This is a genomic window from Nocardia sp. NPDC050435 (assembly GCF_040655395.1).
In the GTDB taxonomy this organism is placed as follows: domain Bacteria; phylum Actinomycetota; class Actinomycetes; order Mycobacteriales; family Mycobacteriaceae; genus Nocardia.
The window spans coordinates 106,566-128,781 of sequence record NZ_JBFAJW010000016.1; the positions used below are offsets into that span (position 1 = coordinate 106,566).

The following is a 22,216-nucleotide window of genomic DNA, read 5'->3' on the forward strand; positions in this document are numbered from 1 at the left end:
GGGCATGACACTCAGGGAGAGCCCGGCGGGGGCGGGTGCGGCACGCGCGGCGACACGGTTCGACGCCGCCATCGCGGTGCTGACCGCGGCCCGGTCGGCGACCATCGTGTGCCATGTGCAGCCCGACGCCGACACCATCGGCAGCGGGCTGGCCCTGGCCCTGGTGCTGGAACGGCGGGGGATTCCCGTGCGGGTGTCCTTCGCCGAACCCGCCGAGTTGCCGTTGTCCATGCGGTCGCTGCCGGGTGTGCGGCTGCTGGTGCCCCCGGCGGCCGTGCCCGCCGAGGTCGATCTGCTGGTCGCGGTGGATTGCGGCAGCATCGACCGGCTCGGTGTCCTCGCGGACCGGCTACCCGGCGCCGCGACCAGTCTGGTGCTGGATCACCATCGCTCGAATACCGCGTTCGGCACCGTCAACATGGTGGATCCGGAGGCCGAGTCGACGACCGCGATGCTCGCCGATCTGCTCGACGCCTGGGGTGAGCCGATCGATGCCGACATCGCGCACTGCCTGTACGCGGGGCTGGTCACCGATACCGGTTCGTTCCGCTGGGTCCGTCCCGGTACGCACGCGCTGGCTGAACGGCTGCTCGCGACCGGGATCGACGGGCCCGAGATCGCCCGCACCCTGCTCGACACCCACCCTTTCGCCTGGCTGCGGATGCTGTCCAGTGTGCTCGGCACCGCACAGCTGGCGCCCGGCGTGCGCGGCGGCGTCGGCCTGGCCTACGTGTTCGTGCGCCGCGAGGACGAGATCGGCGTAGGTTCCGAGGAATCGCAGAGCGTGATCGACATCGTGCGCACCACCACCGAGGCGGGGATCGCCGCCGTCTTCAAACAGTCGCCCACCGTGGATGATCGCTGGATGGTGTCGCTGCGCTCGCGGGATTCCGGCCCCGGCGCGTGTGACGGCGTCGATGTCGCCGAGGTGGCGACGGCGCTGGGCGGGGGCGGGCATCGCTACGCGGCGGGCTACACCACGCACGGGCAGCCCGCGGACATCGTGGCCGCGTTGCTCGCCGTGCTCGGCTGAACCGCCTGTCCGGCAAGGCAATTCAGCGCCGCAGATGCAGGGACGGCTGACCGCCGAATTCCTCGGTCGCGTGCAGCAGGAATCCGAGTTTGCGCACCACCCGCAGCGACGGCGTGTTCGACTCGCTGACGTCGGCGGCGATCGGCACGCCGGGCAACCTCTGCTCCGCCCAGGCGACGGCCGCCGCGGCCAGCTCCGTCGCGTAGCCCCGGCCCCAGGCATGCGGCCAGAACCGATAGGCCAGATTCAGCACCCGTTCGCCGTGCCACTCCAGATAACGGACGCCGCCGAAGCCGAGCACCTCGGCCGGGCGGTCGAGTCCGGCGGCCGCCAGGTACCCGAAGCCGTCTTCGTCCCACTGCCGCAACCACGCGTCGAACAGCGCGTTCGCGCTCGCCACGGTATGCGGCTCCGGATTCAGCCGCTCGGCCTCGGGATCGGTTTGCAGCCCGACCACCGTCTCGCGGTCCGGCTCGCGCAACCGTCGCAGCAGCAACCGCTCGGTCCTCAACTCGGCCAGCACCGTTCGACTGTAGCTCCGGTCACGAACGCGGGATGGCGTTCACGTGGTCGCCCGAGCTGTTCGGCACGTATCTGGTGATGCGATGGTGCGTGGCGGGCAGCCGGTGTCCGGTAAGAGCTGCGGGTGTGTGGTTGTCGGTGCGGAGTGGTTGGGTGGGGGAGTTCGAGATCGGTGGCGAGTGGTGTCGGGAGGTTGGGCGTGGGGCGGTTCGGTAAGCCGGTGGTGGCCGAGGGCGGGGTGGACGCCGGACCCGGGCGGATACTGGGGTTGGCGCTGCCCGCGCTCGGCGTGCTGGTGGCCGAGCCGATCTATCTGCTGTTCGACATGGCCGTGGTGGGGCGGCTGGGGGCGCTGGCCCTGGCCGGGCTGGCGGTCGGCGGGCTGATCCTGGCGCAGGTGAGCGCGCAGCTGACCTTCCTGTCGTACGGGACGACGGCGCGCGCGGCCCGACGGCACGGCGCGGGCGACGATCCGGGCGCGATGGCCGAAGGGGTGCAGGCGACCTGGATCGCGGTCGCGGTCGGGCTCGTCATCGTGGCCGTGGTGCAGCTCTTCGCGGTCCCGTTGACCAGCGCCATCGCCGGTGGCGGTGACATCGCCGCGGCGGCGCTGGAGTGGCTGCGGATCGCGGTGTGCGGGGTGCCGCTGATCCTGATCTCGATGGCGGGCAACGGGTGGATGCGCGGCGTGCAGGATATTCGGCGGCCGCTGGTGTATGTGGTGGTGGGCCTGCTGCTTTCGGCGGTGCTGTGCCCGATCCTGGTGCACGGCTGGTTCGGCGCACCGGAACTCGGCCTGCCCGGATCGGCCGTGGCCAACCTGGCGGGGCAGGGGGTGAGCGGGGTGCTGTTCCTGTACGCGCTGGTGCGCGAGCGAATTTCGCTGGCGCCGCACTGGTCGGTCATCAAGGCCCAGTTGGTGATGGGGCGCGATCTGATCGCCCGCAGTCTCGCGTTCCAAGCCTGCTTCGTCTCGGCGGCGGCGGTCGCGGCCCGGTTCGGGGCGGCCTCGGTCGCGGCCCATCAGCTGGTGCTGCAACTGTGGACCTTCCTGTCGCTCACCCTGGATTCGCTGGCCATCGCCGCGCAGACCCTGGTCGGCGCCGCGCTGGGCGCGGGTGACGCCGGCGGCGCGAAGTGGCTGGCGCGGCGCATCACCGAGTGGTCCACGGCCTTCGCGCTAATCCTGGCCGGATGCTTCGCGGCCGGCTACAGCCTGGTTCCGCGGCTGTTCACCACCGACCCGGAGGTCCTGGACCGTGCGGGCGTCGCCTGGTGGTTCTTCGTCGCGATCATCCCGGTAGCAGGTGTGGTGTTCGCGCTGGACGGAGTGCTGCTCGGCGCGGGCGACGCCGCCTTCCTGCGCACCGCCACCCTCGGCGCCGCGCTGCTCGGCTTCTTGCCCGCGATCTGGCTGTCGCTGATCTTCGACTGGGGGCTCGCCGGAATCTGGACGGGCCTGGTCGCCTTCATGATCCTGCGGCTCGCGGCCGTGGTGTGGCGGGCTCTGTCCGGGCGCTGGATCCGGGTGGGCGCGGAGGTGCCGGCGGGCAGCGCCTGAACCGGCCTCGGGCGGGGTGGTGGCCCGAGATCGGTGTGACGCGCGGATCAGGGGCGTGGTGCGAGCCCGCAGGTGAATTCCGCGGTGGCGAAGAGCTCCGGGGTGAGCCGGACGCCGGTGACGCGGTGGGCGAGCGCGAAGGCGGCCTCGGTGTGCCATTCGAAATCGCGGTCCTCGTCGGCGCTGAGGTCGAAGCCGGATTCTCGCATCTCCGCGGCGAATTCCTCGGCGTGGCTGCCCTCGCGGCTGTGGGCGAAGAGCGGCTCGAAATGCAGGCGCAGCGCGCCGTCCTCGTACCAGTAGAAGTGGTCCACCGCGTTGACATTGCGGAAGTGCGACACCACCGTGCGCCCGCGCGACAGCGGCTGTATCACCGTGCTGATCGTCCCGAGGTAGCCGTTGGACTCGACCATCAGGGCCCACTCGCCGACGCGGGTGACCCCGAGGAATAGCTTGTCGCCGCCGTGATCGTCCCAGGCGTCGAAGCTGGGCTCGTGCAGGGCGTCGACGCCGACGACGCTGGGGCGCGGCTCCGCGCCCAGCGCGCCGAGCAACGCCGCGGGCTCCAGCCCGCGCACCAGGGTCAGGCAGTACGCCTCCATCAGATGCGCGTACTGCTCGTCCGCCCAGGCGTAGTCCGTGGCGGTGGTGAAACCGGTCATGCGCCAACTTTCGCATGCCGCACCGACATCCTGAAGGACACGGCGGAACCGGAAGGCATACCTGGAAACGATATTCATAACTGGCAAGATGGGTCCATGCTCGAGACGCGGCCGCTGCGGAACCAGGTGTCCTCGACCCATGTGCTGGTCGGCGTGCTGGTGGTGGCGGCGCTCCTGCAGGGCTGGCTCTCGGCGATGATCGGGTCGACGGCCCGGTTGCAGACGGCGCTCACGGTGTTCGTCGGAGTGTTCGTGCAGGCCGTGCCGTTTCTGGTGCTGGGTGTGCTGGTGAGCGGCTGCATCGCGGCGTTCGTCTCGCCCGCCGTGCTGCGAAAAGTGCTGCCGCGCAATGAGCCCGCCGCCATCGGTGTGGCCGGGCTGGCCGGGATGGCGCTGCCCGGTTGCGAGTGTGGCGTGGTCCCCGTGGCCCGCCGGCTGATCGATCAGGGTGCGCCCAGTTCGGTCGCGCTGGCCTTCCTGCTGTCGGCGCCGGCGATCAATCCGGTCGTGCTGGTGTCGACGGCGGTGGCGTTTCCCGACGAGCCGGGGATGGTGGGCGCGCGGTTCCTCGGGTCGCTGGCGACGGCGATCGTGATGGGGCTGATCTGGTCGCGCGTCGGGCGACCGGGCTGGATGGTGCCGCGGGGCGGGCACGATCACTGCGTCCACGGCCGCACCCGCTGGGAAGTGTTCTCCGAGGCGGCGCGGCACGACTTCCTGCAGGCCGCGGCCTTTCTCGTGCTCGGAGCGGCGGCCGCGGCCGCGCTGCACGTGCTGGTCCCGCCGTCCTGGTACGAGCGGCTGGCCGGGCAGATGCTGCTCGCGATCCTGGTGCTGGCCGTGCTCGCGGTGCTGCTGGCGCTGTGCTCGGAGGCGGACGCGTTCGTCGCCGCGAGCATGTCGGGGCTGCCGCTGCTGCCGCGACTGGTGTTCCTGGTGGTGGGGCCCGCCATCGACGTGAAGCTGTTCGCCATGCAGGCCGGTAGTTTCGGCCGCCACTTCGCGATCCGGTTCGCGCCGTTGACCTTCGTCGTCGCGGTGACCTGCGCGACGCTCGCCGGCTATCTCTGCCTGGGCGGGGCGCGATGAGGCGCGAGGCGCAGAACCTGCTGCTCCTGCTCACCGGCGGTGCCGTCCTGCTGGTCACCGTGAACGGCGATTACCTCAACTACGTCAAGCCGGGCCTGTTCCCGTACTTGCTGATCAGCGGGCTCGTCATCGTGCTTCTGGCGCTGGTGGCCATCGTCCGCGACATCCGCGACCGAGCAGGGCACCACGGTGACGACGGGCACGGTGGCGAGCGCGCCCAGTGGCTGTTGCTGATTCCGGTGGCCGCCCTGGTGCTGATCACCCCGCCCGCACTGGGCGCGGGGGCGGCCGAGACCACCGCGCCGGTGCGAGTCGCCGCCGAACAGCCGCAATCCTGGCCGTTCCCACCGCTTCCTGCCGAACCCGCTCCGGTGCTGTCGATTTCGGAGCTGGTGGCGCGTGCGACGCTCGATTCGCTGCGTTCCCTGGACGACCGGGAGATCATGGTGCGCGGCTTCGCCATGGGGCCCGACCTGGCACGGGTCGCCATCACCTGCTGTGTCGCCGACGCCCGCTACGTGCGTGTGCATCTGGCCGGACTGCCGGAGCAGTTCCCCGAGGACACCTGGCTCGAGATCCGGGGCCGAGTGGAAACCGGCAGCGCCGGGCGTGATCCGGAGCTCGTGCCGACCCTCGCCGTGGCGGAGTTCCGGCCGATCGAACGGCCGGAACATCCGTACGAGCGCGTGCGGTGACGGTCAGTCCGCGGCCGCGGGGCGATGCTTGCGGACGATGACGCTCGCCGGGCGAATCGAGCGCTCGCCCACCGTCAGCCCCGGCAGCACCAGGGCCTCGACGGTGCGGTCCGCGGCCGGATCGGCGGTCACGGCGACATCGGCCGCTTCCATGGTCAGCGAGTCGAAGGCGTCGCCGGGGCGCGGCGTCACCAGCGCCGCGCCGCGACCGGCCAGCAGGCGGTCCATCCTGGTGGCGAGCGCGGTGAAAGCGTCGCGCTCACGGTCGGATTCCGCCGTCGCGGCGCACGCCGCCGCGTCGTTGTGCAGCGCGAACAGCTCGACGACCAGGGGTAGGTCGGCGCCCGCGCGTTCCTGCTTCGTACGCGCCCGGGCCTCGTCGGTGAGGCGCTCGATGGTGGCGGCCTGGCGGGCGATCACCCGGGAGAGGTCCTCGACCTGCTCGACCAGGCGCAGCAGCGTCCGGTGCGCGGAATCGGGTTCGGCGGCAGGCGGTTCCGCCGCGGCCGGGTCACGTCGGATCGGGCTGGTGGGGCCGTCGAATTCCTCGGCGCGCCGCACGACTGATTCAGACATATCCGGACCATAACGCGCACCGGATCCGGCTGCTACCATCGCGTCCCATGGGGGTCTACGGGATCGACCTGGGCACAACGAACTCGGCTATCGCGCGGATCGACGCCGACGGACGTCCAGAAGTCATGGTTGGGATGAACGGCGAGGCGACGGTGCCGTCGGTAGTGCTGTTCGCGTCCGCGTTCGATCATCTGGTCGGTGAGGGCGCCCGGCGGCAAGCCCGCCTCGACCCGGAGCATGTCTGTGCGCTGGTGAAACGCCGCATGGGCGATGCCGACTGGCGGTTCACCGCGCACGGGGAAAGCTGGTCCGCGCCCGCGGTATCGGCGCTGGTGCTCAAGAGCCTGGCCGCCGACGCCGAGTTCGGCGGCGGCGAGCGGGTGCAGCGGGCGGTGATCACGGTACCCGCGTACTTCGGTGACGAAGAGCGGCGCGCCACCATCCAGGCGGGAGCCTACGCGGGTTTCGAGGTGGCGGGCGTGCTGTCCGAGCCGATCGCCGCGGCACTGTCCTACGGCTTCGGCCGGCTGGACGGCAGCGTCGACGTCGGCAAATCCGAAGCCAGGGAAACGGTTCTGGTCTACGACCTGGGCGGCGGCACCTTCGACGCCACCGTCATCGAGCTCGCCGACCGGCGCATCACGGTGCTGGCCGTGGAGGGCGATCACCAGCTCGGCGGCGCCGACTGGGACGAGCGGATCGCGCTGTATCTGTCGCAGCAGTTCTGCGCGGCCAACCCCGATGCCGAAGACCCGCTGGACGATTCGGCGGGCTCGCAGATGCTGGTGCTGGCCGCGGAGCGGGCGAAGTGCGAGCTGAGCGAGGTCGAGCGCACCGATGTGGTGGTCGCGCACGACGGCGCCCGCGCGGTGATCTCGCTGACCCGCGACGAAGTCGAACAGATGACGTCCTCGCTGATGCGGCGCACCCTCGATCTCACCCGGGATTGCCTGGCCGCAGCCGGTAAGCGCGGAGTGGCGGCGGTCGATCGGCTGCTGCTGGTCGGCGGGTCCTCGCGCATGCCGATGGTGGCGCGGGAACTGGGGAAAGAGCTGGGGCTGACCGGTGAGCTGCGCGATCCGGACCTGTCGGTGGCGCGCGGCGCGGCGCTCTACGGCGAGAAACTCGAGCTGGAAAGGCTGATCGTCGCCGACCTGATCACGCGCGGCCGGTTGCGCGACGGTTCGCCGTTGCAGGAAGCCGCCCCGGCCGATCTCGAGCAGGCCGTCGCGCGGGTGGCCGCCTCCTTCGGGCAACCCGTGAGCCTGGTGCGCCGGATGCTGGACATCCAGGTCGACACCGTGGTGTCGCGCGGGTTCGGCGTGCTCGCGCTGGACACGCACTACGGGCTGTCCGCGGCGTGGCTGGTGCACCGGAATCAGACGCTGCCGGTGCGGGTGCGCAGATCCTTCGGCACCATCCGCGAGGATCAGGATCAGATCGAGCTCACCATCGTCGAGCAGCAGGGGCAGGCCGCCTCGGTGCGGCCCGAGGACACCAAAGTGCTGGTGGAGGGCCGGATCCGGGGGATTCCGCCCGGGTATCCGGCGGGCAGCGAGGTGCGGGTCACCTTCGAGATGGGGTTCGACGGCATCCTGCACGTCACCGCGCACCATGTCGACGCCGACATGCCGTTGACGCTGTCCGCGCAGACCGGGGCCACGCTGTCGCAGGCCGATGTGGCGCGGGAGCTGGACCAGGTGCAGCGTTCCCGCCGGCGCGCCGGCTGAGTCGCCATGCACGCTTTCGTCCCCAACGACTACCGCAAACGCGTCCTGGCCGAGGTCGAACGCCGGGGCGGGATCGAGTTCTCGGATCCGTTCGAGCTCTACGACATTCCGCTCGACGAAGCCGAAACCCTCAGCGACGCCGAGGTTTCCGCGCGGGTCGCGGAGGTCTGGGGCTTCTGGCAGAAGCAGCGCGATCATCCGAAGTACCGGGTGCTGGTCGGCCTGCTGGTGGACGGTCATGAGCATCGGTCGGAGTTGCTGCTGCACAGCGGTTCCCGGCGCGCCGAGGCGATGCGGGTGCGCAACGAGCGCGAGCAGCGCGACGCGGAGCGCTTCGAGATGCTCGACACCGCGATCACCCGGCTGGTGCAGCGCTACGGCGGCGTGCCCGCGGCGAAGGTCGCGGGGCTGGAGGAGATCGGCGCGATGGGCGGCCTCACCGCCGCCGAGGTCGCGGCCCGGCTGCGGCGGCACCGGATTCTCGCCGAGGAGGCTCCCGCCGCGCCGAGCGCGCTGACCGAGCAGCGCCGCAAGCAGATTCGCCAGCTGCTCAGCGAATGGGCGCGGCTGCTCGAAGGACCGCCCACGCCGACCCTGTTCGCGCTCCTGCAGATCGATCCGGCCCAGGCGACGCACACCAACGAGATCCGGCTGCGGGCCGAAGCCCTGCGCGCCCGCTCGCGGGAACTGCCGCCCGGGCGGGTACGCGTGGTGCTGGACGAACTGCTCGTGCACGTCCAGGATGTGCTCGAAGCGGGCGGGGCGATCGCCGACGAATACGTCCGGTCGATCACCGAGGACGTCGCCGCCGAGCTGCGGCCGAAGGTGCGGGCCGCGGTGCTGGTGGAGGATCAGCTCGTCGGCGAGGATTACCAGTTCCTGCTCGAGGAGGCGATCGAGCTCGGGCTCGATCGTGCGGAGGCCGTGCGGCTGCTGGCCGAGCTGGCCGGGGCGCTGGGCGCTCGGATCGAGAGTGGTTCGGCGGCAGCGCAGTACGGGTCCGGTGGATCGCCGGACCGCGCTGCCGGGTCCGCGGACAGGTACGGTTCCGATGCTTCGCCGAACCGCTATGGGCCGGGTGGATCCGCGGATCGCCACGGTTCCGTCGACAGCGCCGGAGGCCGCCCCGCGCGTCCACCCGTGGGCCGATCCGCGGGTGCACGATCGGGTGCCCAGAACCGCGACTGGGAAGAGCCCCTCAAGGCCGCCCGCGCCGCCCTGCGCGGCGGCCGCCCGCAGGAAGCCGCGCGCCACATCGCCGAAGCCAGACAGCTCGACGCGGGCGCCAACGGCGGCGCGACACCCATCCGCCCCGTCGCCGAGGACATCGAGAAAACCCTCGCCGAAGCGACCACCCGCTGGCGCGACGCCCTCGCCGCCACCACCGCCAAACGCTTCGTCGAAGCCCGCACCCACCTCGAGCACCTGCGCCGCCACGCCTCGGACGTCCCGCCCCCCACCGGCCAGACAGCCACCCTGGACGACCTCCTCGCCCAGGCCGAACAGGCGATCGCCACCGCGGACCGCCTTGTCGCCGAAGCCGATTCCGCCGCATCCGAACACCGCACCCACACCCTCCTGGCCGCCCAGTCCGCCTGCGCCGACCACCCCGGCGCCGAAGCCGCCCTCGCCGCCACCCCCATCGAGCCCCCCACCGCCGTCCGCACCTCCCGCCTCCCCAACGGCTCGATCGTCATCACCTGGACCCCCACCCGCACCGGCACCGCCGACTACAAGGTCACCCGCCGCCAACCCGACGGCACCTGGCGCGCCATCGGCCGCACCCGCGCCACCGAACTCGAAGACGGCGGCGCCCCACCCACCGGCACCCCCGTCTACGCCGTAGTAGCCGCCATCGCCGGCCGCTACTCCGCCGAAACCCGCTCCGACGCCCCACCCACCCGGACCGACACCGCTACGCCGGACACACCTGCCGCCGCGCCGACCACCGAACCGGTTGCCCCGAAACGAATCTCCTACGCCCGTCCTCCAAGACCCAGCGCAGCCCCGCCATCGACGACGCCCGACGCCGCACCAGCGACGCCGACCGACCCGACCGAAGCCACCCCGGCCGACCAGCCCCCACCACCTGCGTTCTCAGCCAGCGATTCTCGCGAAGCGTCCGCGGACGCCAGAAATGACGCCGACGGCGACCATAGCCACAGAGGTGTCGACGCCGATCAACGCCAGGGCGCGCACTCAGCTGCCCCGCCCGCCCCGGTCGCCTCTGCTGCCTCGGTCGACTCTCCCGATCCGGTCGCGTCTGTTGATCCGGTCGCCTCCGCCGACCCGATCGCCTCCGCCGAAACGCTCTCGCCGACGGAGCTTGTAACGCCCGCGTCGGAATCATCCGCCGGGCACGTCGCGCCCAGTTCGGGGACACCTGCTGAGCCTGTTGCGCCGCAGCCGATCTCCACCGATGCGCCGACCGGTGCCACCGAACAGCCGGCCGATCCGGCAGCCCCACAGTCCACCGGCCAGATGCCGCCACCAGTTCCGCCGGTGGACCCCGGCACACGGCCGATCGACTTCACCCGATCCTCCGCGTCCGCAGAGCAGCGCCCAGCGTCCACCTCGGAATCCGATGCTTCGCAACCGATCTCTTTCGCCCGCCCTCCGCGACCCTCCGCACACTCGAGCGCGCAGGCCGCCGATCCTTCGGTGACGCCCGACGCCGCACCGGCGACCCCGATCGGGTCGCACGAAGCAGATTCCGCCGACCAGCCCACGCCACCCGCGTTCCCCGCCGGTGGCACCCGCGACGAGGCGAGTTCGGTCGACCCGGTCGTGTCCGCCGAAACAGCCTCGCCGACAAAGCCTGTCGTGCCCGCTTCGGAGGCATCCAGCGGACCTGGCACCCGCGGGTCGGGTTCATCTGATGAGTCGGTAACGCCCGGTTCGGGGTCGTCCGCGCCGCAACCGATCTCGCCCGCACGGCCGCAGGAGAACCCGTCCGCGGACGAGGCGGCGCTTCCCGACGAACCGATGCCGAGCGGAATTCCGACGGTCGGAAACCTCGCGATCGAGGACGGGCGGCTGACGTTCGACTGGCCGTCCGGAGTTACCGAGGTCATGGTGGTGGTTCGAAAGGACGGTCCGCCGGTGACCCCGATGGATCCGGCGGCGACCTCGTGGAAGGTGACGAACTCGCGGTATCAGATCGAGGGTGGGGTGGCGATCCCGGCGAGCCTGGTTCCGAGTCATCTGGCCGTGGCTTCGTGCCGGCGGGCGGCGAACGGGACGTTGACCGTGGCCTCGGGGTTCGCGGCGACGGCGCGGGTGCGGCATCCCGGGTGATCCGGGCGCGGGGGAGGTGGGCGCGCCGGGTGGGAGCGGATGTGCCAAGGTGGGTGTGGTGATACCCAAGTTGATGGCGGTGAGCGATGTTCATGTCGGGCACCAGGGGAATCGGCCGGTGGTCGAGCAGATCACGGCGGATTCGCCGGAGGACTGGCTGATCGTCGCCGGCGATGTGGGGGAGAAGACCGACGATATCCGCTGGGCGCTGGAGTTGCTGCGCGGCCGGTTCGCGAAGGTGATCTGGGTGCCGGGCAACCACGAATTGTGGACCACGCCAAAGGATCCCGTGCAGATGCACGGCGCTCCCCGCTACGACTACCTGGTGTCGATCTGCCGCGACCTGGACGTGCTGACCCCGGAGGATCCGTTCCCGGTGTGGACGGGCGCGGGTGCGGAGGAGTTCGGCGGCCCGGTCACCCTGGCTCCGCTGTTCCTGCTCTACGACTACTCGTTCCTGCCCAAGGGCGCCACCACCAAGGCTGAGGGCCTGGCCATCGCCCGGGAGCGCAATGTCGTCGCCACCGACGAGTTCATGCTCTCTCCGGACCCGTACCTGACCCGCGACGCCTGGTGTCACGCCCGCGTCCAGGCCACCCAGCGCAAGCTGGACGCGCTGGCCCCCGGCACCCCGCTGGTCATGATCAACCATTTCCCGATGGTCCGCCAGCCCACCGACGTGCTGTTCTATCCGGAGTTCGCGCTCTGGTGCGGCACCGAACTCACCGCCGACTGGCACACCCGCTACAACGTGGTCTGCTCGGTCTACGGCCACCTGCACATCCCGCGCACCAGCTACTACGACGGCGTCCGCTTCGAGGAGGTCTCGCTGGGCTACCCGCGCGAGTGGCAGCGCCGCGGCCTCCCGGATCCGCTGCTGCGCCAGATCCTGCCGACTCCGGAGTACCCGCCGGGCAGCCTCAACAAGTTCGGCGGCCATTTCGAGCTGACCCCGGAAATGGAGAAGGCCGCCGCCGAGATGCGCGAGCGCGCCGAACGCCGCCGCGGCGTCTGACGAGCGCCCGTGGTGGGCGGGCAATCGAGCGGCTCGGATAGGCTCGAAGGCGATGATCGAGAACATTCTGCCCAGTGGCGTCGCCGCCGCCGAACTGCTGGAGTACCCGGACGATCTGAAGGCGCATCCGGCCGAGGAGCACCTGATCGAGAAGTCGGTGGAGAAGCGCCGCCGCGACTTCATCGGCGCGCGGCACTGCGCCCGGTTGGCGCTGGAGCAGCTCGGTGAGCCGCAGGTCGCGATCGGCAAGGGCGAACGCGGGATGCCGCTGTGGCCGCGCGGCGTGGTCGGCAGCCTGACCCACACCGAGGGGTATCGGGCGGCGGCGCTGGCGCATCGGCTGCGGTTCCGTTCGGTGGGCATCGATGCCGAACCGCACGCGGCGCTGCCCGAGGGTGTTCTCGATTCGGTGAGCCTGCCGCAGGAGCGCACCTGGCTGGCCACGACTTCCGGTGCGCTGCACCTGGATCGGCTGCTGTTCTGCGCGAAGGAGGCCACCTACAAGGCCTGGTTCCCGCTGACGATGCGCTGGCTCGGTTTCGAGGACGCGCACATCACCTTCACTCTCGACGAGGTCACCGCCGACACGGGGTCGGGCACGTTCCACAGCGAGATCCTGGTGCCGGGGCAGACGACCGACGGCGGCGCCCCGCTGGTCTCGTTCGACGGCCGCTGGCTGATCGCCGACGGGCGCATCCTGACCGCGATCGTGCACGGCTGATGGCGGCGCCCGCGCTCGGCGGCCTGCTGATCGTCGACAAGGACGGCGGCTGGACCAGTCACGATGTCGTCGCCAAGAGCCGAAGGCTGTTGCGCACCAAGAAGGTCGGGCACGCGGGCACGCTGGACCCGATGGCGACCGGCGTGCTGGTGCTCGGTGTGGAGCGGGCCACGAAGCTGCTCGGCCTGCTCACCCTGACCACCAAGGCGTATACCGCGACGATCCGGCTCGGGCAGTCGACGAACACCGACGACGCCGAGGGGGAGGTGCTCGCGACCACGCCGGCGCTGCACGTTGCCGACGACGACATCGCCGTCCAGGTCAAGGCCCTGACCGGCGACATCGAACAGGTGCCCGCCACGGTCAGCGCGATCAAGGTGAACGGTGAACGCGCGTACGCGCGCGCCCGCGCGGGTGAGGACGTGCAGCTCGCCGCCCGGCCGGTGACGGTCTCCCGCTTCGATGTGCTGGCGCGCCACGACATTCCGGACGGCGAGTTCGTCGATCTCGAGGTCGAGGTCGAGTGCTCCTCGGGCACCTACATCCGCGCGCTGGCCCGCGACCTCGGAGCCGCACTCGGCGTCGGCGGCCATCTCACCGCGCTGCGCCGCACCCGGGTCGGCCCGTTCACCCTCGAGCACGCCCGCACACTCGGTGAGCTGGCCGCCCTCGCCGAATCCGACCCGGAGGCCGCGCTGCTCAGCCTCGAGATGGATGAGGCGGTGCGCACCGCGTTCCCGCACCGCGAGATCGACGAATCCCAGGCCGAGTCGCTCCGCAACGGCCGCTGGCTCGATCCCGTCGGCATCCCGGGCGTCTACGCCGCCGTCGACGCCGGGGGCCGGGCCATCGCCCTGCTCCAGGAGAGCGGCAAGCGGGCGTCCTCGGTCATGGTCGTCCGGCCCGCCAATCTGTGACGCCCTACCCGGGCAGGATCGTGCCCAGCGCGCCGAGCAGCGCGTTCATGCTGATGTCGCGCAGCTGATCACGGGTCATGGTGCGGTGCTCGAGCCACTCGACGGTGAGCACCCGCACGAACGTCAGCCAGCTCATCAGGATCGAGGAGGCGGTGGCGCGCAAGGCGCCGTTGACGCCGAGGACGTCGAGCAGGCGCTGCCGGAGCTCGTCCAATTCGCCGGTGATGATCGACTGGATGGTCGGGTCGGTGGCGAGCACCTTGTTGGCCGCCAGGACGGCTTGGGCGTTGGCCGCGAAGTAGTCCAGGTGCGCCTCGAGCCCGGCGGCGAGCTGACCGACGAGCGGGAGTGCGGGGTCGAGTTCGGTGACGACCAGCAGTTGCTCGGTGGCCTGTTCGTAGACGGCGACGAAGAGTTCGCGTTTGCTCGGGAAATGCCGGTAGAGCAGGGCCCGGGAGACCCCGGCCGCCGCCGCCACGTCCTCCATCAGGACCGCGTCGTAGGCGCGGTCGGCGAAGAGCCGCGCACCGGTTTCCACGAGTAGACGGCGGCGTTCGTCGGGGGCGAGGCGGCGGCGGGTGGTCACCCCGACGATGTTAGTTGACGCGTGTCTACCAAGGCCGTAGTCTGCAACTAGTAGACACGCGTCTACTAAAGACCGACTGCGAGATCGGCTGTGCCGCAATGGAGTACGCCGCCGACGGGAGGAACGCATGTCCAGATTGCTCAAAACCCTGGCGCTGACCATGGGTGTCGCCTGCGTGGCGATCGGATTCCTGCACATCGCCCTGGGTAACGACGCGGTTCCCGACATGGCGGAAGCGGGCGTCACCGCCGACAGTCTGAGCCGCTTCTTCGGCGCGATCTTCGCGGGTTACGGCGCGGCCTGGATCTGGGCCGCCCGGCAGGATCCGATTCCCGCGCTCGCGGTGCGCTGGCTGGCGGGTGTGTTCCTGCTCGGCGTCGTCGGCCGCCTGGTCTCGCTGGCGGTGCACGGCTGGCCGCACTGGTTCCAGATCGTGCTCACCGGTATCGAAATGGCCATGCCGCCGCTGTTGTTCTGGCTGGCCGACGCCGACGAGAAACGCGCCGGCGCGGTCTGACGGCCGGGAACCAGGGGGTCCCGGCCGTCACCGCTCAGGCGTGCAGGAATTCGGCGACCGTCTGCGGGAAGCGGGCGTCCTCGATCGCGCTGTTGTGGTTGCGATCCGCGTACAGCACGACGGTCGCGTCGGGGATGCCGGCCGCGGTGTCGCGGAACATCTGCGCGGGGTAGGCGAGATCCTTGTCGCCGCCGAGAACCAGGGTGGGAGCCTGGATTTCGGCGAGGCGATCCTGGATGTCCCAGGAATCCTCGGCCTCGATGGCCCGAATGGCGTCGGTGTAATCGCCGTCGGCGGGCCGCATCATCGGATCGAGCAGCCACAGCAGCCCGGACATCAGCCGCCGGCCCACCGGGGACGCGCTCGCGATCGCGGCCCACGCCGTGGCGGGCCGCTTGCCCGCGGCGGCGAGTTCGGCGAAGCGCCGCATGGCGGCCCGCGCCGCCGGGCTCAGCGTGTAGGCCGAGCTGACGACCACCAGGCGCCGAACGGCTTTCGGATGCGCCAGCGCCAGTTGCTGGGCCACCGAGCCGCCGGTGGAGTAGCCGAGCACGTCGACGGGTGCGCCGAATTCGCTCTGCAACTCCTCGGCCAGGTCGGTGGCGATGTCGGCCAGGGTGGCACCGGCGGCCAGGCCGGGCCGCCGGTTCACGACGTAGACCGTGTGCCGCTCGGCCAGGCCGAGGAACGGCTTGATCATGAACTTGCGGGCGCTGCCGGCGAGGTTCCCGTGCTCGGCGGTGGAGCCGGGCAGGGCGACGAGCGGCGTGCCGCTGCCGAAGCGCAGGTAGGGGAGCCCGTTGGGAAACGTGCCTTCGTGGATCTCGAGCTTGCCGGTCATGATGTCGCCTCCATGCTGTGTGTTGCTTCGAAGTCTAGCGGAATAAATCATTCCGTTCCAGTTCAATTCAGAACTTTTCTCGAGCGGCCCACGCGGCCCTCCCGCCCGTAGAGTGACGGGCGTCCGCCGCATCGGCCGGCGGCCGCGCGACGAGGGGTACATCGATGACCGCACATCCGGATTCGTTCGATCTGTGGGACCGGGACCAGGATGGGCAGGTCTCGGTCGAGGACATTCTGATCGGCATCCGCGCCCTCGGCATCGAGGTCGACCAGGCCTCGGTCGAGCGCATGGTCGCCGCCGCCGACACCGACGGCGATTTCCTGATCTCCCGGGCCGAATTCGACGCCGCCCTGGTCGCGGGCCGCATCGAGGTCACCGACGCGGACGCCGCCTTCCAGGTTTTCGACATGAACAAGGACGGCAGGATCTCGGTGGATGAGCTGGAGCAGCTGATCCGCCAGGTCGGCCAGGGGATGATCGACGGTCCCGCCGACGCCCTGCTCGAGGCCGCCGACGCCGACGGCGACGGTTACCTCTCACCGCCGGAGTTCCGCGCCCTGCTGGAGTTCCTGTCCCGCTGAGGCTCCGCAGAAATCCTGCGGAAAACCCTTAGATCCCTGGCCGATCGTGAGTTCATGGGCCGCGCGCCGGCCGGTCGTCCCCGACCGGCCGTCGGGGTGTGCGCGGATTCGAGCGAAAGGCCCGGGCAATGATGCGTGGAATCGCCCAGAAGACAATAGTTCTCGCCGCGCTGGCGGTCGCGGTGGTGGGATGTGCGAGCGGCGGTGAGCCCGCGGCCACCACCAGCCGCGCGCCGGTGACCGCCGGTTCGACCGCGGCGCAACCGAGTTCGGCCCTCGAGGTCGGAAGTACCCCGGCGGGTTCGGTGACCACTGCGCCGCCCGCGGCGCCCGCCCCGTCCCGGCCGACGGCGACGGCGGTCGTGCGAACCGTGACCCTCGCCCAGCACGCGGTCCCGAAGGTGCCGGTCAGCCTGCACCTGGTCACTCCCTGCGACCCGGTGAAACGCGATATGCCCGACGAAGGCGGCCAGGAGGTCCTGCGTTTCGACGGCACCACGGGCGCCGACGGCAGGGTGAGCTTCACTGTGCCGCTGGGCTGCTATCGGATGAATATGGGCACGCCACCGACGGGCACCCGGCCGGTTCCGGAGGGCATGCACACCTTGTTCGTCCCCCGGGCGGGCGAGACGTTCACCGGCGACTTCCGCTTCCAGGATCCGGGCTGGCCCCCGGTCTGCGACGCGGCGACGATCGTCGGCGACCTCGCGGCGGCCGACGCGCTGTATCCGGAACAGAAGAACCCTGCCCTCGCCGAGGTGCACGACTGCGAGGGAAGCTGGGGCGTCATCCGCTGGAACCTGCCCGGCGATTCCCAGCGCATCGTGCGCCACAACTACGAGCGCTGGGTCACCTACGAGATCTTCCCGCACGACACCTGCTGGACCCAGGCCGTGAAAGACGGTGTCCCCGAACGTCTGCGGCCTTACTTCCCCAACTGCTGAACGGAACGCTCAGGCGGTGAGCCAGATCGCCTCGGCCGCCGGACGCCCCAGATCGATGGGCGTCTCGGCGGACTCGATCCGCAGGCAGATCGTCCCCGCGAAATCGCGGCGCTCCAGCACCGTGATCGCGGTGTCGAGCGCGATGCCCACCGAATCGAAGTAGCGCAGCATGTCCGGGTCGGAATCGGAGATCCGGGCCACCCGCCCGGATTCGCCGGCCGCGAAATCGCTGAGCTGGCGGGCGGGCGGGGTCGGCACCGCGCCGTCCACCGAGGGGATCGGGTCGCCGTGCGGATCCCGGTCGGGGTAGCCGAGTTTCGCGTCGATGCGCGCCATCAGCAGTTCCGAGACCGCGTGCTCGAGCACCTCGGCCTCGTCGTGCACCTCGTCCCACCCGTAGCCGAGCTCGTTGACGAGGAAGGTCTCGATCAGCCGGTGCCGGCGCACCATGGCGACGGCGGCGCGCCGCCCGTGCTCGGTGAGGGTGATCGATCCGTAGCGGGCGTGCTCGACCAGGCCCTGATCGGCGAGTTTGCGCACGGCCTCGGAGACGGTGGAGGCGGACACGCCGATGCGCTCGGCGAGCAGTTTGGTCGACACCTTCTCCTGCGACCACTCCTGCGCGGTCCAGATCACCTTCAGGTAGTCCTGGGCGACCGAGGTCAGCTCCGGGGCGATCGTCGCGGTGTCGCCGGAAGCGGCCGCGTCGGCCGCGGGGGCCTGCTCCGCCAGCTCGCGTCGGGTGGCGATGTCTCGTTTACCGGGCACGTCCCCGAGCTTATGCACTCCTTCGCCGAAGTACACATCACCGGGCCGCGTACCGAACGCCTGTTCACGAACTGGATAACGGGATGTGACTTGTGGGACGCCGGAATACTGTTCGCCACGCCATTTGCGTACGCTGCAACCGTGCAGAGATGGCGAAGCCTCGACGATGTGCCCGCCGACTGGGGCCGCTGCGTACTCACGATCGGAGTGTTCGACGGCGTGCATCGCGGCCATGCCCAGTTGATCAGCCGGGCGGTGAAATCCGCGGCGGCACGTGGTGTCCCGGCGGTCCTGATGACCTTCGACCCGCACCCGATGGAGGTGGTGCGGCCCGGTTCACATCCGGCGCAGCTCACCACGCTGCCCCGGCGCGCCGAACTGGCCGAGGAGCTCGGCGTCGACGTCTTCTGCGTCATGCCGTTCACGCCCGAGTTCATGAAGCTGACGCCCGAGAGCTACGTGCACGATCTGCTGGTCGAGCGGCTGCATGTCGCCGAGGTCGTGGTCGGCGACAACTTCACCTTCGGCAAGAAGGCCGCCGGCACCGTCGAGACCATGCGCGAGCTGGGGGAGCGCTTCGGTTTCGAGGTCGACGGCGTCAAGCTGGTCGGCGAGCACGCGGTCACTTTCTCCTCCACCTATATCCGCGCCTGCGTCGACGCCGGCGACATGGCGTCCGCGGCCGAGGCGCTGGGCCGCCCGCACCGCGTCGAGGGCGTGGTCGTGCACGGCGACGGCCGCGGCAAGGAGCTCGGTTTTCCCACCGCGAACGTCGCGCCCGCGCCGCTGGCCGCGATCCCGGCCGACGGGGTGTACGCGGGGTGGTTCACGGTGCTCGATCCCAGCGGGCCCACGATCGGCGCGGCCGCGCCGGGGCAGCGGGCGATGGCCGCGATCTCGGTCGGCACCAACCCGCAGTTCGACGGGGTGAACCGCACCGTGGAGGCCTACGTCCTGGAGGGTGAGGCCGATCTCTACGGTCAGCGGGTCGCGATCGATTTCGTGGAGCACCTGCGCGGTATGCGCAAATTCGACTCGCTGGACGAACTGCTCGCGGCCATGGGGCGGGACGTGGAGAACGCCCGCAAGGTGCTCACGGCCGCCGAATAACCCCGATTCGGTGGCCGGGATTCGCTCCGCTAAAGTAGATCCTCGGGTTTGCTGCGGTCCGCGGTGGCGCCCATCCCCGGGTAACCGGATATTCGAGCGCGGAACTGAAAAATAGGAGTGGACGCCGCATGGCTCTGACCACCGAGCAGAAGACCGCCATCCTCAAGGAATACGGTCTGCACGAAAAGGACACCGGTTCCCCGGAGGCGCAGATCGCGCTGCTGTCCAAGCGCATCTCGGACCTGACCGAGCACCTGAAGCAGCACAAGCACGACCACCACACCCGCCACGGCCTGCTGGCCCTGATCGGTCGTCGTCGTCGCCTGTCGAAGTACCTGCAGGCCAAGGACATCGAGCGTTACCGCTCGCTGATCGAGCGCCTCGGCCTGCGCCGCTGAGTCCGTCTGACACGCTGGCGTTTCCAGACCAGCGATAGGCGAGCCAACGGGGAGACGTACAATCTCCCCGTTGGCTATTTGCGTATCAGGGGTGAACACCTCCCCGTGCGCACAACACTGCACAGCCGTAAGCACCCGCCGCGTGGCGTCGGTCTTCGGTAGTGGCCTCCCGGTAGCACCGGCGGGCTTCGATCGATGATCGCCTCCGCGTCGCCCCTCTTCTGGATAGTTCCAGGCCCAGGGGACAGGCCGGGTCTGCGCGTCGCAGCCAGGAGGGTTGCCGCGCGTCCGTGCCAGGTACGGCTGACGAAGAGCCGGATCGCGCCTACGAAGCGCTCGATCCGGCGAAGACGAGAGGTTGAGAGCAGAGAATGACCGAAACAACTGAACGCAAGTCCTCGGCCGTAGAGGTCGAGCCCGGTGTGTTCGAATCCGTCGCGCTGATCGACAACGGCAGCTACGGCACCCGCACCGTCCGCTTCGAGACCGGCCGTCTGGCCCGTCAGGCCGCCGGCGCCGTCGTCGCCTACCTGGACGACGAGACCATGCTGCTGTCGGCCACCTCGGCGGGCAAGCACCCCAAGGACCAGTTCGACTTCTTCCCGCTGACGGTCGACGTCGAAGAGCGCATGTACGCCGCGGGCCGCATCCCCGGCTCGTTCTTCCGCCGCGAGGGCCGCCCCTCCACCGACGCGATCCTGACCTGCCGCCTGATCGACCGGCCGCTGCGCCCGTCCTTCGTCGACGGCCTGCGCAACGAGATCCAGGTCGTGGTGACGGTGATGTCGCTGGATCCGAAGGATCTCTACGACGTCGTGGCGATCAACGCCGCGTCCGCGTCCACCCAGATCGCGGGCCTGCCGTTCTCCGGCCCGGTCGGCGGCGTGCGCGTCGCGCTGATCGAGGGCCAGTGGGTCGCGTTCCCGACCGTCGAGCAGCTCGAGGGCGCCGTGTTCGACATGGTTGTCGCGGGCCGCGTGGTCGAGTCCGGTGACGTCGCGATCATGATGGTCGAGGCCGAGGCCACCGACAAGGTGATCGAGCTGATCGACGGCGGCGCGCAGGCGCCGACCGAGGCCGTCGTGGCCGAGGGCCTCGAGGCCGCCAAGCCGTTCATCGCCCGCCTGTGCCGCGCGCAGTCCGACCTCGCCGAGCTGGCCGCCAAGCCGACCGGTGAGTTCCCGCTGTTCCCGCCGTACGAGGCCGATGTCTTCGAGGCCGTGGAGGGCACCGCCAAGCGCGAGCTGAACGAGGCGCTGGCGATCTCCGACAAGCAGGAGCGCGAAGCCAAGATCGACGAGATCAAGCTGGACGTGCTCAGCCGTCTCGGCGACGATTTCGCCGGACGCGAGAAGGAGCTGGGCGCGGCCTTCCGCTCGGTCACCAAGAAGCTGGTGCGCCAGCGCATCCTGACCGACAGCTTCCGCATCGACGGCCGCGGGCTCGCCGATATCCGCGCGCTGTCCGCCGAGGTCGCCGTGGTGCCCCGCGCGCACGGTTCGGCCCTGTTCGAGCGTGGCGAGACCCAGATCATGGGCGTCACCACCCTGGACATGGTGAAGATGGCGCAGCAGGTCGACTCGCTCGGCCCGGAAACCTCCAAGCGCTACATGCACCACTACAACTTCCCGCCGTACTCCACCGGTGAGACCGGCCGCGTCGGTTCGCCGAAGCGTCGCGAGATCGGCCACGGCGCCCTCGCCGAGCGCGCCCTGATGCCGGTGCTGCCATCGCAGGAAGAGTTCCCGTACGCCATCCGTCAGGTGTCGGAGGCGTTGTCCTCCAACGGTTCCACCTCGATGGGCTCGGTCTGCGCCTCGACCCTGTCGCTGCTGAACGCCGGTGTGCCGCTCAAGGCCCCCGTCGCCGGTATCGCCATGGGCCTGGTGTCGGACACGATCAAGAACGAGCAGGGTGAGGACGAGGTCCGCTACGTCGCCCTGACCGACATCCTCGGCGCCGAAGACGCCTTCGGCGACATGGACTTCAAGGTCGCCGGCACCCGCGAGTTCGTCACCGCGCTGCAGCTGGACACCAAGCTGGACGGCATCCCGTCCAAGGTGCTGGCCGGCGCGCTGAGCCAGGCGCACGACGCCCGCACCACCATCCTGGACGTGATGGCCGAGGCCATCACCAGCCCGGACGAGATGAGCCCCTACGCGCCGCGCGTCACCGCGATCAAGATCCCGGTCGACAAGATCGGCGAGGTGATCGGGCCCAAGGGCAAGGTCATCAACCAGATCACCGAGGAAACCGGCGCCAACATCTCGATCGAAGATGACGGCACCGTCTACGTCGGTGCGACCAACGGCCCCGCGGCGCAGGCGGCGATCGACCAGATCAACGCCATCGCGAACCCGCAGCTGCCGAAGGTCGGCGAGCGCTTCCTGGGCACGGTCGTCAAGACCACCGCCTTCGGCGCGTTCGTCTCGCTGCTGCCGGGCCGCGACGGCCTGGTGCACATCTCCAAGCTGGGCAACGGCAAGCGCGTGGCCAAGGTCGAGGACGTGGTGAACGTCGGCGACAAGCTGCGCGTGGAGATCGCCGATATCGACAACCGCGGCAAGATCTCGCTGGTTCCCGTCGAGGAAGCCACCGAAGAGCCCGCCGCGGACGACGCCGTTGAAGCGGCGGCGGCAGCAGAGTAGTA

The 22,216-nt window shown here is 70.3% G+C and carries 21 protein-coding genes; 15 read left to right on the forward strand and 6 right to left on the reverse strand.

The genetic code is table 11. The features are described from left to right. Window positions 1-4: 4 nt before the first annotated feature. Window positions 5-1,033, forward strand: coding sequence for a bifunctional oligoribonuclease/PAP phosphatase NrnA (locus AB0I43_RS37255; protein WP_356979022.1), 1,029 nt, complete (start codon window positions 5-7; stop codon window positions 1,031-1,033). Between the two features lie 22 nt (window positions 1,034-1,055). Here the strand turns inward: AB0I43_RS37255 and AB0I43_RS37260 are convergent, their stop codons facing one another. Next, window positions 1,056-1,556, reverse strand: a complete 501-nt coding sequence (locus tag AB0I43_RS37260; protein ID WP_356979024.1) for a GNAT family N-acetyltransferase — start codon at window positions 1,554-1,556, stop codon at window positions 1,056-1,058. Window positions 1,557-1,775: 219 nt separating this feature from the next. Here AB0I43_RS37260 and AB0I43_RS37265 point away from each other — a divergent pair, with 219 nt between their 5' ends. Then, on the forward strand, window positions 1,776-3,116 hold the full coding sequence (locus AB0I43_RS37265) for an MATE family efflux transporter (protein ID WP_356979116.1): 1,341 nt from the start codon (window positions 1,776-1,778) through the stop codon (window positions 3,114-3,116). Window positions 3,117-3,163: 47 nt separating this feature from the next. Here AB0I43_RS37265 and AB0I43_RS37270 read toward each other — a convergent pair whose 3' ends face one another. Next, the gene (locus AB0I43_RS37270; RefSeq protein ID WP_356979025.1) at window positions 3,164-3,778 is read right to left on the reverse strand and encodes a DUF6461 domain-containing protein; all 615 of its coding nucleotides are present in this window, start codon (window positions 3,776-3,778) and stop codon (window positions 3,164-3,166) included. A gap of 96 nt (window positions 3,779-3,874) precedes the next feature. On the opposite strand from AB0I43_RS37270, the gene AB0I43_RS37275 reads away from it, so the two are divergent. Next, a complete protein-coding gene (locus AB0I43_RS37275; RefSeq protein WP_356979026.1) occupies window positions 3,875-4,867 on the forward strand; it encodes a permease in 993 nt (330 codons plus the stop codon). Next, on the forward strand, window positions 4,864-5,562 hold the full coding sequence (locus AB0I43_RS37280) for a TIGR03943 family protein (protein ID WP_356979027.1): 699 nt from the start codon (window positions 4,864-4,866) through the stop codon (window positions 5,560-5,562). Before AB0I43_RS37275 ends, AB0I43_RS37280 begins: the two co-directional genes overlap by 4 nt. A gap of 3 nt (window positions 5,563-5,565) precedes the next feature. Here the strand turns inward: AB0I43_RS37280 and grpE are convergent, their stop codons facing one another. Further along, on the reverse strand, window positions 5,566-6,138 hold the full coding sequence (grpE, locus tag AB0I43_RS37285) for a nucleotide exchange factor GrpE (protein WP_356979029.1): 573 nt from the start codon (window positions 6,136-6,138) through the stop codon (window positions 5,566-5,568). A 47-nt stretch (window positions 6,139-6,185) separates the two neighbouring features. Here grpE and AB0I43_RS37290 point away from each other — a divergent pair, with 47 nt between their 5' ends. The 5 genes from AB0I43_RS37290 to truB are packed head-to-tail and all read left to right on the forward strand — an operon-like array spanning window position 6,186 to window position 13,818. Beyond that, the gene (locus AB0I43_RS37290; protein WP_356979031.1) at window positions 6,186-7,868 is read left to right on the forward strand and encodes an Hsp70 family protein; all 1,683 of its coding nucleotides are present in this window, start codon (window positions 6,186-6,188) and stop codon (window positions 7,866-7,868) included. A gap of 6 nt (window positions 7,869-7,874) precedes the next feature. Continuing rightward, window positions 7,875-11,165, forward strand: a complete 3,291-nt coding sequence (locus AB0I43_RS37295) for a hypothetical protein (protein WP_357433554.1) — start codon at window positions 7,875-7,877, stop codon at window positions 11,163-11,165. A 58-nt stretch (window positions 11,166-11,223) separates the two neighbouring features. Further along, complete coding sequence (locus AB0I43_RS37300; protein ID WP_356979033.1) at window positions 11,224-12,180, forward strand: metallophosphoesterase; 957 nt, start codon at window positions 11,224-11,226, stop codon at window positions 12,178-12,180. A 52-nt stretch (window positions 12,181-12,232) separates the two neighbouring features. Continuing rightward, window positions 12,233-12,901 (forward strand): 4'-phosphopantetheinyl transferase Npt, encoded by a 669-nt coding sequence (gene npt / locus AB0I43_RS37305; protein ID WP_356979034.1) that lies wholly within the window; start codon window positions 12,233-12,235, stop codon window positions 12,899-12,901. Beyond that, window positions 12,901-13,818 (forward strand): tRNA pseudouridine(55) synthase TruB, encoded by a 918-nt coding sequence (gene truB / locus AB0I43_RS37310; protein WP_356979035.1) that lies wholly within the window; start codon window positions 12,901-12,903, stop codon window positions 13,816-13,818. The genes npt and truB overlap by 1 nt, the downstream gene beginning before the upstream one ends. Before the next feature lie 4 nt (window positions 13,819-13,822). On the opposite strand, the gene AB0I43_RS37315 is transcribed toward truB, so the two are convergent. Beyond that, window positions 13,823-14,404 (reverse strand): helix-turn-helix domain-containing protein, encoded by a 582-nt coding sequence (locus AB0I43_RS37315; protein ID WP_356979036.1) that lies wholly within the window; start codon window positions 14,402-14,404, stop codon window positions 13,823-13,825. 127 nt (window positions 14,405-14,531) lie between these two features. Between AB0I43_RS37315 and AB0I43_RS37320 the strand changes: the two genes are divergently transcribed. Then, window positions 14,532-14,921: a DUF4345 domain-containing protein gene (locus tag AB0I43_RS37320; protein ID WP_356979037.1), complete on the forward strand. Its 390-nt coding sequence runs from the start codon at window positions 14,532-14,534 to the stop codon at window positions 14,919-14,921. 34 nt (window positions 14,922-14,955) lie between these two features. Here AB0I43_RS37320 and AB0I43_RS37325 read toward each other — a convergent pair whose 3' ends face one another. After that, entirely contained in the window at window positions 14,956-15,762 is an 807-nt protein-coding gene (locus AB0I43_RS37325; RefSeq protein WP_356979039.1) for an alpha/beta hydrolase, read from the reverse strand. Between the two features lie 164 nt (window positions 15,763-15,926). Here AB0I43_RS37325 and AB0I43_RS37330 point away from each other — a divergent pair, with 164 nt between their 5' ends. Next, window positions 15,927-16,346, forward strand: a complete 420-nt coding sequence (locus AB0I43_RS37330; RefSeq protein ID WP_356979041.1) for an EF-hand domain-containing protein — start codon at window positions 15,927-15,929, stop codon at window positions 16,344-16,346. A 128-nt stretch (window positions 16,347-16,474) separates the two neighbouring features. Continuing rightward, window positions 16,475-17,290 carry a hypothetical protein gene (locus AB0I43_RS37335; RefSeq protein WP_356979043.1) on the forward strand — a complete coding sequence of 272 codons (816 nt, stop codon included), beginning with the start codon at window positions 16,475-16,477 and terminating at the stop codon, window positions 17,288-17,290. 9 nt (window positions 17,291-17,299) lie between these two features. Here AB0I43_RS37335 and AB0I43_RS37340 read toward each other — a convergent pair whose 3' ends face one another. Continuing rightward, entirely contained in the window at window positions 17,300-17,968 is a 669-nt protein-coding gene (locus tag AB0I43_RS37340) for a metal-dependent transcriptional regulator (protein WP_356979118.1), read from the reverse strand. Between the two features lie 231 nt (window positions 17,969-18,199). Between AB0I43_RS37340 and AB0I43_RS37345 the strand changes: the two genes are divergently transcribed. The 3 genes from AB0I43_RS37345 to AB0I43_RS37355 all read left to right on the forward strand — a co-directional run bounded on the left by AB0I43_RS37345 (window position 18,200) and on the right by AB0I43_RS37355 (window position 22,214). Next, window positions 18,200-19,168: a bifunctional riboflavin kinase/FAD synthetase gene (locus tag AB0I43_RS37345; RefSeq protein WP_356979044.1), complete on the forward strand. Its 969-nt coding sequence runs from the start codon at window positions 18,200-18,202 to the stop codon at window positions 19,166-19,168. A 128-nt stretch (window positions 19,169-19,296) separates the two neighbouring features. Continuing rightward, window positions 19,297-19,566, forward strand: coding sequence for a 30S ribosomal protein S15 (rpsO, locus tag AB0I43_RS37350; RefSeq protein ID WP_209890193.1), 270 nt, complete (start codon window positions 19,297-19,299; stop codon window positions 19,564-19,566). Between the two features lie 371 nt (window positions 19,567-19,937). After that, the gene (locus AB0I43_RS37355; protein WP_356979046.1) at window positions 19,938-22,214 is read left to right on the forward strand and encodes a polyribonucleotide nucleotidyltransferase; all 2,277 of its coding nucleotides are present in this window, start codon (window positions 19,938-19,940) and stop codon (window positions 22,212-22,214) included. Window positions 22,215-22,216: the final 2 nt, after the last annotated feature.

Coding starts and splice junctions, on each gene's coding strand:
- rpsO (WP_209890193.1), top strand. CDS start 19,297: ATGGCTCTGACCACCGAGCAGAAGACCGCCATCCTCAAGGAATACGGT.
- AB0I43_RS37275 (WP_356979026.1), top strand. CDS start 3,875: ATGCTCGAGACGCGGCCGCTGCGGAACCAGGTGTCCTCGACCCATGTG.
- AB0I43_RS37290 (WP_356979031.1), top strand. CDS start 6,186: ATGGGGGTCTACGGGATCGACCTGGGCACAACGAACTCGGCTATCGCG.
- npt (WP_356979034.1), top strand. CDS start 12,233: ATGATCGAGAACATTCTGCCCAGTGGCGTCGCCGCCGCCGAACTGCTG.
- AB0I43_RS37335 (WP_356979043.1), top strand. CDS start 16,475: ATGATGCGTGGAATCGCCCAGAAGACAATAGTTCTCGCCGCGCTGGCG.
- grpE (WP_356979029.1), bottom strand. CDS start 6,138: ATGTCTGAATCAGTCGTGCGGCGCGCCGAGGAATTCGACGGCCCCACC.
- AB0I43_RS37280 (WP_356979027.1), top strand. CDS start 4,864: ATGAGGCGCGAGGCGCAGAACCTGCTGCTCCTGCTCACCGGCGGTGCC.
- truB (WP_356979035.1), top strand. CDS start 12,901: ATGGCGGCGCCCGCGCTCGGCGGCCTGCTGATCGTCGACAAGGACGGC.
- AB0I43_RS37355 (WP_356979046.1), top strand. CDS start 19,938: ATGACCGAAACAACTGAACGCAAGTCCTCGGCCGTAGAGGTCGAGCCC.
- AB0I43_RS37330 (WP_356979041.1), top strand. CDS start 15,927: ATGACCGCACATCCGGATTCGTTCGATCTGTGGGACCGGGACCAGGAT.
- AB0I43_RS37255 (WP_356979022.1), top strand. CDS start 5: ATGACACTCAGGGAGAGCCCGGCGGGGGCGGGTGCGGCACGCGCGGCG.
- AB0I43_RS37320 (WP_356979037.1), top strand. CDS start 14,532: ATGTCCAGATTGCTCAAAACCCTGGCGCTGACCATGGGTGTCGCCTGC.
- AB0I43_RS37295 (WP_357433554.1), top strand. CDS start 7,875: ATGCACGCTTTCGTCCCCAACGACTACCGCAAACGCGTCCTGGCCGAG.
- AB0I43_RS37270 (WP_356979025.1), bottom strand. CDS start 3,778: ATGACCGGTTTCACCACCGCCACGGACTACGCCTGGGCGGACGAGCAG.
- AB0I43_RS37325 (WP_356979039.1), bottom strand. CDS start 15,762: ATGACCGGCAAGCTCGAGATCCACGAAGGCACGTTTCCCAACGGGCTC.